Source organism: Aeromonas sp. 130281 (genome assembly GCF_056642115.1).
On record NZ_JBWVQS010000001.1, the window covers coordinates 217,086 to 230,916 of the forward strand.

The window sequence follows — 13,831 nt, forward strand, 5'->3', positions numbered from 1 at the left end:
GCCATGCCCTCATCAATAATGCCGTCACCCTCGGATTGAACGCACTTTCAGACCAGCAGCAGAAGGATTTGTCATGAGCATCGCCAATCTGGCTCGCCGCGTGGTGCGGGCCCTCACCCCCTATCAATCCGCCCGTCGCATCGGCGGTCAGGGTCACGTCTGGCTCAACGCCAACGAGGCGCCCCTGGCCTACCCCTTCACCATCGAGGGCAACCGTCTCAACCGCTACCCCGAGTGCCAGCCGGCCGAGGTGGTGAGCGGCTACGCCGCCTACGCCGGGGTCAATCCAGATCAGGTGTTGGTGAGCCGCGGCGCCGACGAGGCCATCGAGCTGCTGATCCGCACCTTCTGCGAGGCGGGGGAGGATCAGATCCTCATCTGTCCCCCCACCTACGGCATGTACGCCATCAGCGCCGAGACCTGCGGCGTCGGCATCGTCGAGCAGCCGCTCACCGCCAGCCGTCAGCCGGACTGGCCCGCCATCGCGGATCGTCTCTCCGACGTGAAACTGGTGTTCCTCTGCTCCCCCAACAACCCCACCGGGGATCTGGTGGGCCGCAAGGGGCTCATCGCCCTGCTGGAGAAGGCCCGGGAGCGCGCCATCGTGGTGGTCGACGAAGCCTATATCGAGTTCTGCCCGGAAAGTTCAGTGGTGGATCTGCTGGCCCAGTACCCCAATCTGGTGGTGACCCGCACCCTCTCCAAGGCCTTTGCCCTGGCGGGGATCCGCTGCGGCTTCACCTTAGGGGACCCGGAGCTCATCGCCATGCTGGCCAAGGTGATAGCTCCCTACCCCATCCCCGAGCCCATCGCCCAGATTGCGGCCCAGGCCCTCTCCCCCATGGGGCTGGCGCTGATGCAGGAGCGGGTGCAGGAGCTCAACAAGCAGAAGGCCCTCATCAAGGCCGAGCTGCTGCGGCTTGCCTGCGTGAAAGAGGTGTTCGAGGACAAGGGCAACTTCGTGCTGGTGCGCTTCACCGATGGTGCCGCCGTCTTTGCCGCCATGAAGGCCGCCGGCATCATCTTGCGTGATTTTTCCAGCAAGCCGGGCCTGGACAACAGCATCCGCATCACCATCGGCTATCAGGGGGAGATGGACGCCGTCCTCACCGTGCTGCGCGATCTATCGAACAGCACCCCCTCAGCCAGCAACCCGTCTGCCGCCAGCGTATAAGGAAGTAGCCAGATGAAGACCCCTTTTTTGTTTATCGACCGTGACGGCACTCTGATAGAGGAGCCGGTGACCGACAAGCAGGTGGACAGCCTCGCCAAGCTGCGCTTCGAGCCCATGGTGATCCCGGTGCTGCGCGAGCTGCAGGCCGCCGGTTACGTGCTGGTGATGGTGACCAACCAGGATGGGCTGGGGACCGCCAGCCTGCCGCTGGAGAACTTCCAGCCCCCTCACGATCTGATGATGCACCTCTTTGAATCCCAAGGAGTGAACTGGGAGCAGGTGCTGATCTGCCCCCACTTCCCCACCGACGGCTGCAGCTGCCGCAAGCCCCACCTCGGCCTGGTGAAGGAGTACCTCGCGTCCGGTCGCATCGACTTTGCCAACTCCTTCGTCATTGGCGACCGCCAGACCGACCTGCAACTCGCCGAGAACATGGGCATTCGCGGCATTCGCTACCACCCGCAGGATCACGACTGGCTCGCCATCCGTGATCAGCTGCTCTCCAAGGGGCGCGTGGCCGAGGTGGAGCGCTACACCAAGGAGACCCGCATCCAGGTGGCGGTGGACCTGGACAAGAGCGGCGGCAACCAGATTGCCACCGGCATCGGCTTCTTCGATCACATGCTGGATCAGATAGCCACCCACGCGGGCTTTCGCCTCAAGCTGAAGGTCAGCGGCGATCTGCACATCGACGATCACCACACGGTGGAAGACGTCGGGCTGGCTCTCGGTCAGGCTCTGCGCCAGGCCCTTGGCAACAAGCGCGGCATCGGCCGCTTCGGCTTCGTGCTGGCGATGGACGAGGTGCAGGCGGTGATCGACGGTCGCCCTCGCCTGGTTGAAGGCACGAACGACAGTGCCCAGGCTCCCTCCCTGACCGAGCTGGACGTGGCCACGGCGCTGGATTTGAGCGGCCGCCCCTACTTCGTGTTCGACTGCCCGAGCGGCTTTGGCCGCGACAGCGTGGGCGAGATGGCCACCGAGATGGTGCCCCACTTCTTCCGCTCCCTCTCGGACGCCATGGCCATCACATTGCAGATGAAGGTCGGCAGCGGCAACACCCACCACCAGGTGGAAGCGCTGTTCAAGGGCTTTGGCCGCGCCCTGCGCCAGGCCATCCGGGTGGAAGGGAGTGACCTCCCCTCCAGCAAGGGGGTGCTGTGATGGATGTGAGCAAGCAGAAGCTGGTCATCATCGACACGGGCTGTGCGAACCTCGCCTCGGTGCGCATGGCGTTCGAGCGTCTCGGCGTGCAGCCGCTGGTTTCCAGCAAGGCGGCCGATATCGAGGGGGCAGACAAGCTGATCCTGCCCGGGGTGGGTACTGCCGTGGCCGCCATGAAGAATCTCAACGAGCGCAACCTGGTGCCGCTTATTCGCGCCGCCAGGCAGCCCCTGCTGGGCTTTTGCCTCGGCATGCAGATGCTGGCACAGGCCTCCGAGGAGAACATGAGCACCGATGGCGGCGAAGGGCGGCTCATCGACTGCCTCGGCATAGTGCCTGGCAGGATCCGGCTGATGGAGGTGGGCGATCTGCGCCTGCCCCACATGGGCTGGAACCAGATAGAGCACGATGAGACCCATCCCCTGCTCAAGGGGATCCAAAGCGGCAGCTACTTCTATTTCGTCCACTCCTACGCCCTTGAGGTGACCGACGCGACGCTGGCAACCTGCGACTATGGCCAGCCCTTCACCGCCATCGTGGGGCGCGACAACTTCTTCGGCGCCCAATTCCACCCGGAGCGATCCGGCGCAGCCGGTGCCCGTTTACTGCAAAACTTTCTGGAGCTGTAACAAGGATGATCATTCCCGCAATCGACCTCATCAATGGTCAGGTAGTCCGACTCTATCAGGGGGACTACGGCCAGAAGACCGCATACAGCAGCAGCCCCCAGGCCCGCTTCGACGACTATGTCGCCCAGGGAGCAGAGCAACTGCACCTGGTGGATCTGGACGGCGCCAAGGATGCAAAAGCGCGCCAGCTCGCCCTCATCACCACCCTGCTGGCGGCCACCAGGGCGCCGGTGCAGGTGGGCGGCGGCGTGCGCAGCGAGCAGGATGTGGCGGATCTGCTGGCCGCCGGTGCCAACCGGGTGGTGGTCGGCTCCACTGCCGTCAAGTCCCCGGATCTGGTGGCTAGCTGGATGGAGAAATATGGCCCCGAGCGCATCGTGCTGGCGCTGGATGTCAATATCGATGCAGAGGGGAATCGCCAGATCGCGGTGGCAGGCTGGCAGGAGAACAGCGGTGTGAGCCTGGAGGCGCTGATCGAGCGCTTCCTCTCCGCCGGGCTCAAGCACGTGCTCTGCACCGACATCAGCCGGGACGGGACGCTCTCGGGCAGCAACGTCGAACTCTACCGGGATCTCTGTGCCCGCTACCCCAGCGTGGCGTTTCAGGCCTCCGGCGGCATCGGCGGCCTGGCGGACATAGAGGCGCTCAAGGACACCGGCGTCAAGGGGGTCATCCTCGGCCGCGCACTGCTGGAGGGCAAGTTCGACGTGCAGCAGGCCATCGCCTGCTGGAGTGAGTGACCACGGGATCACCCGCTGCTCCCCAAGGTGCCTGTCCGGCCATCAGCGCCGGAACAGGCACCTCTATCTTCTGAGGGCATAGCGGTAAGCCCTTATAATCTGGCAGCAATTGGCTCTATACTCGGACTCATCGAGATAATGTCACGGAAGGCTTATGTTCACATCTCACTGTGCCACCATCCTCATCGTCGATGACTCTCCCGAGAACCTGATGGTGCTGACCGAGCTGCTCTCACCCAGCTACCGGGTGCTCGCCGCCCAGAGCGGGGAGAAGTGCCTGCGCATCGCCAGTGGCAAGACGAAACCCGATCTCATTCTGCTGGATGTGATGATGCCCGGCATGGACGGCTACGAGGTACTCAAGCAGCTTCGCACCAACCCCGACACCCACCGCATCCCAGTGGTACTGCTCACCGCCCTCGCCGATCCCCAGAGCGAAGAGCAGGGCCTCTCCCTCGGGGCCGCCGACTACATCACCAAGCCCATCAAGCCCGTCATCGTCCAGGCGCGGGTACGCACCCAGCTGGAAGCCAAGCAGGCCCGGGATGGTCTGCACGATCAGAATGCGGCCCTGGAGGCCGAGGTCGCTCGCCGGATGGCCGAAAACGATCTGATCCAGCAGGTCTCCATCCGGGCGCTGGCCCATCTGGCAGAGATCCGCGATCCCGAGACCGGCAATCATATCCTGCGCACCCAGGGCTACGTGCGGTTGCTGGCGAGTGCCCTTGCCGGTCACCCCCGCTTTGCCGGGACCCTGTCGCCGGGTTACATCGATCTGCTGAGCCGCTCCGCCCCCCTGCACGACATCGGCAAGGTTGGCATTCCCGATCATATCCTGCTCAAACCGGGCAAGCTGACCCCGGAGGAGTGGCAGATCATGCGCACCCACGCCAAGCTCGGCAGCGACGCCATCGAAGAGGCCGAGCGAGATATGGAGCAGCCATTGGCCTTCCTCACCCTGGCCAAGGAGATAGCCCACTGGCACCACGAGAAGTGGGACGGCAGCGGCTACCCGGACGGCCTGTGCGGCGACGCCATTCCCCTCTCGGCCAGGTTGATGGCGCTGGCGGATGTGTTTGACGCCCTCATCAGCGCCCGGGTCTACAAACCGGCCATGTCCTATGACGAGGCCCGTGCCCTGATCCTCTCCGGCAGCGGTCAACACTTTGACCCGGACGTGGTGGCAGCCTTCGACAGCCATTTCGAGCAGTTCGTCCTCATCGCCGAGCGTTACCAGGATGTCGCCGAGGCAATCCATGGCTGAACAGCCTCCCCTGACCCGGGCCCACGTGCTCAACGTGGTGCTCACCTATGCCGCGGTGGCGAGCCTGTGGATCCTGCTCTCGGACAAGGCGGTGGAGTGGCTCTTCCACACCCCGGCCCAGTTCGCCCTGGCCAGCACCATCAAGGGGTGGCTGTTTATCCTCATTACCGCGCTCATGCTCTATGCCATGCTGCGCCGTCGCATCAATCAGACCACCGCCAGCCCCCGCCTCACCGGGCGTCAGTGGCTCCCCATCCTGCTGCTCAACGGTATCATTCTGGCCCTGACCGCCATGGCCATCGCCCAGAACATCGGCCTGACCCGGGACAAGGAGGTGGCACGCCTCGAGACCATCGCCGATCTCAAGAGCAGGCGCATCACCGAGTGGCTGGGCAACCGGGAGCAGGATCTGCGCCAGATCGTCGGCAACTCCCGCGACGGGGCGCTCTCTCCCGCCGAGCCTCAGAGACCCTCCGATGAGCAGGCGCAGCAACTGACGCGACTGGTCGAATTCATCTCGGGGCGGGGATTCGATGGCGCGGCCCTCTTCGACCCCGCCGGCCAGGCCCTGTGGCAGACCCCGGGGGCCGGCACCATGAATGCCACCCTGCGCGATGCCCTGACCCGGGTGGAGCCGGGCAAGGTGCTCAGGGTCGGCCCCTATCTGGATGAGCGAGGCCAACCCAGGCTCGACTTCCTGGCCCCCCTGACCAAGGCGGCGGGGCCGGCCCCGGTCATGGTGCTGCAGATAAGCGGCAGTCACTGGATAAACCAGATCCTCAAACCCTGGCCCACTCCCGACAGCAGCGGGGAAGCCACGCTGTTTCGCCAGCGTGCAGATCAGGTGCAGTATCTGAACGACCCGCGCTATCGCCCCGACTCGGCCCTGCGCCTGCACCTTCCACTTCATCACGACACCCTGCTGGCGGCCCAGTATCTGCGACTGGACGGCGGGCAGCGAAGGTCAAGGGTGCTGTCCGGCATGGATTATCGCGACATCGCGGCCTTTGGCGTCGTCTATCCGGTTGCGGACACGGATTGGTACCTGCTGACCAAGATAGACAAGGCCGAGCTCAACCAGGCCAGCTTCAAGGAGAGCATCTGGATTGGCCTCATCGCCCTGCTGGTGCTCTTCGTCACCAATGCCGGCATCATCTTGCTGCGCCAGCACACCCGACTGCTGATGGCAGAGCAGGTGCGCCACTCCCAGGCGCAGCGGCTGCAGGCGTTACAACTGCTCTCCGCCATCGCCGACAGCTCGGAAGATGCCATCTTCGCCAAGGACAGGGAGGGCAAATACATACTGTTCAACCGCGCCGCCAGCCAGTTCGTGGGCAGACCCGCCGCCGAGATGCTGGGTCAGGATGACCTGGCCATCTTCCCCCCCGATCAGGCCCGGATGCTGATGGAGGCAGGCCGCCGGGTGATCGAGAACAACCGGGTGCAAACCGAGGAGGAGTACCTGACCCTGCCAGGTGGCGATCGGGTGTTCCTCGCCACCAAGGGGCCGCTGCAGGACAACGAGGGGGAGGTGATCGGCATCTTCGGCATCTCCCGCGACATCACGGACTTCAAGCGTACCGAGGCTGATTTGCGAGAACGGGAGGGACTGTTTCGCGCCCTGGTGGAGCAATCCCTCGCCGGCATCTACATCATCCAGCAGGGCAGGCTCTGCTACATCAACCCCTGTTTTGCCCACCTGTTTGGCTACGACTCCCCCGGCGTCCTGCTCGGCGTCGGCCCCCTGCACGCCCTGGCAAGCCCGAAGGACAGCGACCGGGTGGCCGAGCTGGTGCAGCAATGCGAGCAGGAGGGTAGCGACATCCATGCCCGCTTCAGCGCCTTGCACCACGACAACCAGCCTCTGGAAGTGGAGCTGTACGGGCGGCGCGTCGACTATCGCGGCCAGCCCGCCGTGCTCGGGCTCTTGCTCGATGTCACCGAGCGGGAGCAGGTCGAGCAGGCCCTGACCCGCCAGGCCATGGAGCTGCGCCAGCAAAACGAGGAGCTGGAGCGTTTCAACAAGGTGATGGTGGACAGGGAGCTCGCCATGCTGACCCTCAAGCACCAGATCAATGCGCTCTCACACCAGCTCGGGCTGCCGCCGCCCTACCCCCAGGCCCCCATGCCGCCGGAGGATCACCCATGATGCACCGACCGCAACTGTGGCATGTCCGCCCAGCCACCCAGCGCTGGGGCGTCTGCCTGCTGGCCCTGCTGCTGCCCGTCCTGATGTTGCAGATCCGGGTCCAGCTGCCCATCGCCTTTGGCGAGCGGCCGTTGCTGGTGCTCTTCATGCTGCCCATCATCCTCTGCGCCCTGCTGGGAGGCTTGCTGCCAGGCCTGCTCTGCACCCTGATCAGTGCCCTGGTCACCACCTACTTCCTGCTGCCCCCGATCCATGAGCTGACCGTGGCGGCCGGCCAGGATCTGGTGCAGTGGGGGCTCTTGGTTGCCAACGGCGTGCTCGTCAGCCTCCTCAGCGCCGCCATCCACAGCTCCCGCGCCCGGGAGATCCAGCGCTGGCAGGAGCTGATGAACACCCAGTCCCGCCTGCAACAGAGCGAGAACCGCTTCCAGGCCACCTTCGAGCAGGCGGCGGTCGGCATCGCCCTGGTCGCCCCCGATGGCGGTTGGCTGCGGGTCAACCGGCGGCTATGCGACATGCTGGGCTACCGCGCCGATGAGCTCATGGGCATGAGCTTCCAGCAGATCACCCACCCGGACGATCTCTTCATCGATCAGCACTACGTCGATCGGATGCTGGCGGGCGAGCTGCCCCACTACACCCTGGAGAAGCGCTATCTGCACAAGGGGGGCGAGGCCATCTGGACGACACTGACGGTGGCCCTGGTCAGGGATAGCGAGGGGGAGCCCGACTACTTCATCTCCATCATCGAGGACAATCAGCAGAACAAGGAGACGGAGGAGGCCCTGCGCCGCAACGAGGGGATCCTGCGGGAATCCCAGCGGCTGGCCAAGATCGGCAACTGGCGCTGGCGTGTCAGCGACGGCAACCACTTCTGGTCACCGGAGATCTACCGCATTTATGGCCGTGATCCCGCCCTCCCCCCTGCCGTCTATCCCGAGGTGAAAAAGTACTTCACCCAGGAGGGGTGGCACACCATGGCCCAGGCCGTCGAGCGCTGCCTGCACGATGGGCAACCCTACGAATGTGATGCCGGCGTCATCAACGAGCAGGGGCACCCGGTCTGGGTCATCGCCCGTGGGGCTGCCTTGCGGGACGGGGACGGCCATGTGGTCGAGCTCTATGGCACTGTGCAGGACATCACGGAGCGCAAGCTGGCCGAGCAGCAGTTGCTGCACAATCAGCAGGCGGCGCTCGATACCCAGCGCCGCGCCCGCCTGGCGGCACTGAACCTGATGGACGATGCCATCAGTGCCCGGGTCCGGGCCGAGTCCATCAGCAGTGCCCTGCGCGAGAGCGAGCAACGGCTGCTGATGGCCCAGGAGGGCGCCCACGTCGGGATCTGGGAGTGGGACATGGTCAATGATCACCTCTTCTTCTCCCCGGAATGCGCCCGCCTCTATGGCCGCGACGCCGGGCAACTTACCACCTTTAACGCCTGGCAGGCCTGCCTGCACCCGGACGACAAACCCCGTATCGACGCCCTGCTGGCCGAGCTCTCGGTCAGCGACAAGCCCTTCGAAATCGAGTTCAGGATCCTGCTGCCAAACGGCGACCTATGCTGGCTGGTGAGCAAGGGCAGCGTCTATCGGGATGCCTGGCAGCGCCCCCTGCGTCTGCTCGGCATCCATCTTGACATCACGGAGCGCAAGCAGGCCGAGCAACAGCTGAGGCAGCTCTCCCTGGCACTGGAGCAGAGCCCGGATGGCGTCTTCATCACGGACACTCGTGCCCGCATCGAATATGTCAACGCGGCCTTCCTGACCATCAGCGGCTACCAGCAGGAGGAGGTCATCGGCCAGACCCCCTCCCTGCTGCGCTCCGGCCTCACCCCCAGAGCCACCTATGTCGCCCTGTGGGATGCCATCAAGCGTGGCCAGCGCTGGCACGGCGAGTTCGTCAACCGGCGCAAGGACGGCTCACACTATCAGGTGCTGGCGGCCATCTCCCCCATTCGCCAGGAGAACGGGCTGGTGACCCACTATGTGGCGGTACAGGCCGACATCACCGAGAAGAAACAGCTCGGCGAGGAGCTGGATCAGTACCGTTACCACCTGGAGGAGATGGTCGATGAACGCACTCTGCAACTGGCCCAGGCCCACCAGCGCGCCGAGAGTGCCAACCGCGCCAAGAGCGCCTTCCTGGCCAACATGAGCCACGAGATCCGCACTCCCATGAACGCCATCCTGGGGCTCACCTATCTGCTCAAGCGCGACACCCCGGACAGCACCCAGCACGAGCGGCTGGAGAAGATCGACAATGCCGCCCAGCACCTGCTCACCATCATCAATGACATCCTGGATCTCTCCAAGATAGATGCGGGCAAGATGGCGCTGGAGCAGAGCGACTTCTCCCTCACCGCCATGCTGGACAATGTCAGCGCCCTGATGAGCGAGCAGGCCCGCGCCAAGGGCCTCTCCCTCATGGTCGACATGGGAGACTCGCCCACCTGGGTCCATGGCGACATCACCCGCCTGCGCCAGGCGCTGCTCAACTACGCCGCCAACGCCATCAAGTTTACCGAGCAAGGTGCGGTCACCCTGCGGGTACGGATGGCCCGTCCGCTTGCCGACGGCTACCTGCTGCGCTTCGAGGTGGAAGACACCGGTATCGGCATCAGCCCGGAGCAGTGCGAGAAGCTGTTCCAGGCCTTCGAGCAGGCCGACGTCTCCACCACCCGCAAATACGGCGGCACTGGCCTCGGGCTTGCGATCACCAGCCGGCTCGCCACCCTGATGGGGGGGGAGGCCGGCGTCAACAGCACCCTCGGCCAGGGGAGCTGCTTCTGGTTCACCGCCGCCCTCTCGGCGGGTCAGGGGGAGGCGCCGCACCCGCTCCCGCCAGAGCAGAGCCTGGCGCAGACCCTCTTCCCCCACACTGCCCGGGTGCTGCTGGTGGAGGACAATGCCATCAACCGGGAGGTGGTGCTGGAGCTGCTTTGCAACAGCGGCCTCGTCATCGAGACCGCCGTCAATGGCCAGGAGGCGCTGGCCCTTGTCCGCCAGCATACCTACGATCTCATCCTGATGGACATACAGATGCCGGTGATGGATGGCTACGACGCCACCCGCGCCATCCGCGCCCTGCCCGGCCTGGCGCGGCTTCCCATCCTCGCCCTGACGGCGAGCGCCTTCGAGGAGGACAGGAAGGCCTGTGAATCCGCCGGCATGAACGACTTCATCGCCAAGCCCGTCACCCCCGCCAAGCTGTTTGAGGCGCTGCAGCGCTGGCTGCCGAACAAGGGAATGGTGGAGCCCGTGGTGGAGCCCGGTGAGCAGGATCTGTCCCGCGACCCCCAGGCAGGCCCCCTCGCCCGCCTGCAGGGCGTCCCCGGGCTGGATCTGCAGCAGGGGTTGGCGGCACTGCAGGGCAAGCAGGACAAATACCTTGCCTTGCTGCGCCACTTCGCCAACGAGCATGGCCAGGACATGGTCCTGCTCCACCACCATCTGCAAACGGGGGATAGCACGAGCGCCACCCGGCTGGTTCACACCCTGCGCGGGGTCGCGAGCACCCTTGGCATGGTGGAACTCGCGCGCCAATGCCTGCTGCTGGAGCAGACGCTCGCGGGGGATGGCCCCGAGCCGACCGCCCTGATGACGGTCATTGCCGGGGAGCTGGCGGCCTTGCACGACCGGCTGGGGGAAGAGGTGTCCGCCCAGGCGCCGCAGCTCATCCCCCTTGGCAGCCAGTGGCAACGGGATCTGCGCCAGCAGATGGAGGCCTTGCTGCTGCAAAGCGACACCGCCGTGATCCCGCTGTTCGAGCAGTATGCCGCCCCCCTGCGGCTCATGCTCGGGCCCCGCAGCGAGACCCTGGCCAGGCAGTTGAAGAGCTTTGACTTTGACGGCGCCCTGCTCACCTTGCACCAATGCGCGCAAGCAGATGAGCCCCCCACTGAGGTCATGCCCCCTCTCCCCGATGGCGCTTCGCCGTCCCCGGGCCAGCCGAAGGGAGACAAAGGGTTGAATCACTGAATAAAGTCATGCATATAGTGTTGGCTCCCCCGGGGCTGCGCCGCCCGATGAGGGCGCCGTTTCCCGCTCAGGATCCAGCAGTGAAAGCATGCCAACCGCTTTTCCGTCCGCCGCCTGATCCTGCGTCACCGGCAGAACGATGATTTTTTAACTGTGCTTTACATGGAGCAATGAGCATGTTGTCAAAGCGTATTATCCCCTGCCTCGACGTCAAAGATGGCGTTGTGGTCAAGGGCGTGCAGTTTCGCAACCACGAGGTGATGGGCGGCATCGTCGATCTCGCCCGCCGCTACGCCGCCGAGGGTGCCGACGAGCTGGTGTTCTATGACATCACCGCCTCGAGCGACGCCCGGGTGGTGGACAAGAGCTGGGTGAGCCGGGTGGCCGAGGTCATCGACATCCCCTTCTGCGTCGCCGGCGGCATCAAGAGCGTCGAGGATGCCCGCCAGATCCTGGAGTTCGGAGCCGACAAGGTATCCATCAACTCCCCGGCCCTGGCCGATCCCACCCTGATCACCCGGCTGGCGGAGCGTTTCGGCGTGCAGTGCGTGGTGGTGGGCATCGACTCCTACTTCGATGCCCCAAGCGGCCAGTATCAGGTCAAACAGTTCACCGGCGACGAGAGCCGCACCCGCACCACCAGCTGGACCACCCTGGAGTGGGTCAAGGAGGTGCAAAAGCGCGGCGCCGGCGAAATCGTGCTGAACGTGATGAACCAGGACGGCATGCGCCAGGGCTATGATCTCGAGCAGCTCAAACTGGTGCGGGCCGTCTGCAAGGTGCCGCTGATTGCCTCCGGCGGCGCCGGTGCCATGGAACACTTTCGCGATGCCTTCACCCTGGCCGACGTGGACGGCGCCCTGGCGGCGTCCGTGTTCCACAAGGGCCTTATCCCCATTCCTGAATTGAAACGCTGGCTGAAAAACGAAGGAGTCGCCATCCGTGAATAATCAAGCAGTAGACAATGCATTGCCCCTGGCCGAGCGCCTGGACTGGGACAAGTGTGACGGCATGATCCCCGCCATCGTCCAGCATTCGCTAAGCGGCGAAGTGCTGATGCAGGGCTTCATGACCCGCGAGGCGCTGGAAAAGACTGAAGCCACCGGCCAGGTCACCTTCTTCAGCCGCAGCAAGCAGCGCCTCTGGACCAAGGGCGAGAGCTCGGGTCATGTGCTCAAACTGGTCGCCATCACCACCGACTGCGATCAGGACTCCCTGCTGATCGCCGCCGACCCGGTGGGCCCGACCTGCCATCTGGGCAATCCCTCCTGCTTCGACGGCCACCCGCTGCCGCCGCTCGGTTTTCTCGCCGAGCTCGAGCAGATCCTGGCATCACGCAAGGGGGCAGACCCCGCCACCAGCTACACCGCCAGCCTCTATGGCAAGGGCACCAAGCGCATCGCCCAGAAGGTGGGTGAAGAGGGGGTGGAAGTGGCCCTGGCCGCCATGGCGAAAGACAGGGAGGAGCTCATCAACGAATCCGCCGATCTGCTCTATCACCTGACGGTGCTGCTGCAAAACGAAGGCTTGGGTTTGAAGGATGTGGTGCAGCGGCTTTATGAGCGCCACACCAAGTGAACAACGAATCCATGTTGACCCAGCTCTATCACCTGACCGTCTTGCTGCAAAACGAAGGCTTGGGTTTGAAGGATGTGGTACAGCGGCTTTATGAGCGCCACACCAAGTAATCGTTGAACTCATCTCGACAAAACGGGCCCTCTGGGGCCCGTTTTTCGTGCGCTGGCGCCCTCTTCGCGGGAGTTGCCACTGTCAGGGCGCGTCAAGGACGCTGTACCCCTGACAGGATCTGGGATACCCAGGCTGGCGGTCCCCCTGAACAGGGAGTCGCTCATCCCAGGGCTGGCGGCGATAATGGCGCACCACCCTCATCTCCCCAGGCGCGATGAACAAATTTCAGGTTTTCTCCACCCCGGAGGCGCCCGCCGCCTTCACCTTGCTCGACATGGCGTCGGCCAGCTTCCTGGCAGACAAGGCCACCCTGCTGGCACAGGGGTTCGAGGTCATAGGCGAACCCATACTGGCCCCAGATGCCCGCGCGGCGGCCGAATCCCATCAGCTCAACATGGCCGATCCCAGCCGCCCCTATGGTGGCCCCGGCACCATAGGCCTCTTCAGAACCATGTTGCTCCATGCTCCCAGGCTGTTTGGCAAGGAGAAACCGCCAAGAGGCTGACTGAAGCCGACCTGAATGGAGGCCCCTTTGGGTGCCGCAAATGGGGCCTGTTCGGCGCCAAGGCCCCCATGGATAATGCGGGGGCACAGTTCACTCCCAGAGGCCCTATGAGCAAATACCAGTTCTTCCGTCAGGGACAGGATCCCGCCAGCGTCACCTTCTTGCTGATGTCGTCCCCCTCATTCTTGCCTGAAAAGTCACAGCTGCTGGAGCAGGGCTTCGAGGTGGTGGGGGATTATATCGACGCAGCCAACGAGAAAGAGGCGCTCGACAAGTTCAAGAGCGGCATGATAGAACCCCTCGCGGAGTACACCAAGGCCAGTGAAGCAGGGGGACTTTACTACTTCATCACCGGCCTGTGGCAGGCGCTGCACAAGCGCATCAAGGGCGCCAACCCGCCCCGCTGAGAGGCGCCAGGATAGCTGGTCGCCAGCGCGTCCCCGTCAAGCAGAGGGCGGATTTTCCTTGCAACAGGCCTGCGCCCGCACGCTTCGCAGCAGGCGCTCTCTGGATGATAAAGAACGGGCCCACAGGCCCGTT

The 13,831-nt window shown here is 64.5% G+C and carries 11 protein-coding genes; all 11 read left to right on the top strand.

The genetic code is table 11. From position 1 onward, the window contains the following. Window positions 1-73 precede the first annotated feature (73 nt). The 11 genes from hisC (at window position 74) to AC1IN8_RS01045 (ending at window position 13,698) form a co-directional block, all read left to right on the top strand. A complete protein-coding gene (gene hisC, locus AC1IN8_RS00995; protein WP_319917566.1) occupies window positions 74-1,174 on the top strand; it encodes a histidinol-phosphate transaminase in 1,101 nt (366 codons plus the stop codon). A 12-nt stretch (window positions 1,175-1,186) separates the two neighbouring features. Beyond that, the gene (gene hisB / locus AC1IN8_RS01000) at window positions 1,187-2,338 is read left to right on the top strand and encodes a bifunctional histidinol-phosphatase/imidazoleglycerol-phosphate dehydratase HisB (protein ID WP_479757737.1); all 1,152 of its coding nucleotides are present in this window, start codon (window positions 1,187-1,189) and stop codon (window positions 2,336-2,338) included. Next, window positions 2,338-2,967 carry an imidazole glycerol phosphate synthase subunit HisH gene (gene hisH / locus AC1IN8_RS01005; protein ID WP_479757738.1) on the top strand — a complete coding sequence of 210 codons (630 nt, stop codon included), beginning with the start codon at window positions 2,338-2,340 and terminating at the stop codon, window positions 2,965-2,967. The genes hisB and hisH overlap by 1 nt, the downstream gene beginning before the upstream one ends. Window positions 2,968-2,972: 5 nt before the next feature. Beyond that, window positions 2,973-3,707: a 1-(5-phosphoribosyl)-5-[(5-phosphoribosylamino)methylideneamino]imidazole-4-carboxamide isomerase gene (hisA, locus tag AC1IN8_RS01010; RefSeq protein WP_479757739.1), complete on the top strand. Its 735-nt coding sequence runs from the start codon at window positions 2,973-2,975 to the stop codon at window positions 3,705-3,707. Between the two features lie 154 nt (window positions 3,708-3,861). Beyond that, complete coding sequence (locus tag AC1IN8_RS01015; RefSeq protein ID WP_139434593.1) at window positions 3,862-4,971, top strand: response regulator; 1,110 nt, start codon at window positions 3,862-3,864, stop codon at window positions 4,969-4,971. After that, a complete protein-coding gene (locus tag AC1IN8_RS01020; protein ID WP_479757740.1) occupies window positions 4,964-7,120 on the top strand; it encodes a PAS domain-containing protein in 2,157 nt (718 codons plus the stop codon). The genes AC1IN8_RS01015 and AC1IN8_RS01020 overlap by 8 nt, the downstream gene beginning before the upstream one ends. Beyond that, window positions 7,117-11,097: a PAS domain S-box protein gene (locus AC1IN8_RS01025; protein WP_479757741.1), complete on the top strand. Its 3,981-nt coding sequence runs from the start codon at window positions 7,117-7,119 to the stop codon at window positions 11,095-11,097. The genes AC1IN8_RS01020 and AC1IN8_RS01025 overlap by 4 nt, the downstream gene beginning before the upstream one ends. Window positions 11,098-11,273: 176 nt before the next feature. Next, window positions 11,274-12,047 carry an imidazole glycerol phosphate synthase subunit HisF gene (gene hisF / locus AC1IN8_RS01030; protein ID WP_319917560.1) on the top strand — a complete coding sequence of 258 codons (774 nt, stop codon included), beginning with the start codon at window positions 11,274-11,276 and terminating at the stop codon, window positions 12,045-12,047. Then, a complete protein-coding gene (gene hisIE, locus AC1IN8_RS01035) occupies window positions 12,040-12,675 on the top strand; it encodes a bifunctional phosphoribosyl-AMP cyclohydrolase/phosphoribosyl-ATP diphosphatase HisIE (protein WP_319913461.1) in 636 nt (211 codons plus the stop codon). The genes hisF and hisIE overlap by 8 nt, the downstream gene beginning before the upstream one ends. A 325-nt stretch (window positions 12,676-13,000) precedes the next feature. Then, complete coding sequence (locus AC1IN8_RS01040; protein ID WP_342058413.1) at window positions 13,001-13,291, top strand: hypothetical protein; 291 nt, start codon at window positions 13,001-13,003, stop codon at window positions 13,289-13,291. A 107-nt stretch (window positions 13,292-13,398) separates the two neighbouring features. Next, a complete protein-coding gene (locus AC1IN8_RS01045; RefSeq protein ID WP_454009286.1) occupies window positions 13,399-13,698 on the top strand; it encodes a hypothetical protein in 300 nt (99 codons plus the stop codon). Window positions 13,699-13,831 lie beyond the last annotated feature (133 nt).

Bases quoted from the DNA above. Each gene is read 5' to 3' on its own strand.
- hisB (WP_479757737.1), top strand. From the start codon at position 1,187: ATGAAGACCCCTTTTTTGTTTATCGACCGTGACGGCACTCTGATAGAG.
- hisC (WP_319917566.1), top strand. From the start codon at position 74: ATGAGCATCGCCAATCTGGCTCGCCGCGTGGTGCGGGCCCTCACCCCC.
- hisA (WP_479757739.1), top strand. From the start codon at position 2,973: ATGATCATTCCCGCAATCGACCTCATCAATGGTCAGGTAGTCCGACTC.
- AC1IN8_RS01025 (WP_479757741.1), top strand. From the start codon at position 7,117: ATGATGCACCGACCGCAACTGTGGCATGTCCGCCCAGCCACCCAGCGC.
- hisF (WP_319917560.1), top strand. From the start codon at position 11,274: ATGTTGTCAAAGCGTATTATCCCCTGCCTCGACGTCAAAGATGGCGTT.
- AC1IN8_RS01045 (WP_454009286.1), top strand. From the start codon at position 13,399: ATGAGCAAATACCAGTTCTTCCGTCAGGGACAGGATCCCGCCAGCGTC.
- hisH (WP_479757738.1), top strand. From the start codon at position 2,338: ATGGATGTGAGCAAGCAGAAGCTGGTCATCATCGACACGGGCTGTGCG.
- AC1IN8_RS01015 (WP_139434593.1), top strand. From the start codon at position 3,862: ATGTTCACATCTCACTGTGCCACCATCCTCATCGTCGATGACTCTCCC.
- AC1IN8_RS01040 (WP_342058413.1), top strand. From the start codon at position 13,001: ATGAACAAATTTCAGGTTTTCTCCACCCCGGAGGCGCCCGCCGCCTTC.
- AC1IN8_RS01020 (WP_479757740.1), top strand. From the start codon at position 4,964: ATGGCTGAACAGCCTCCCCTGACCCGGGCCCACGTGCTCAACGTGGTG.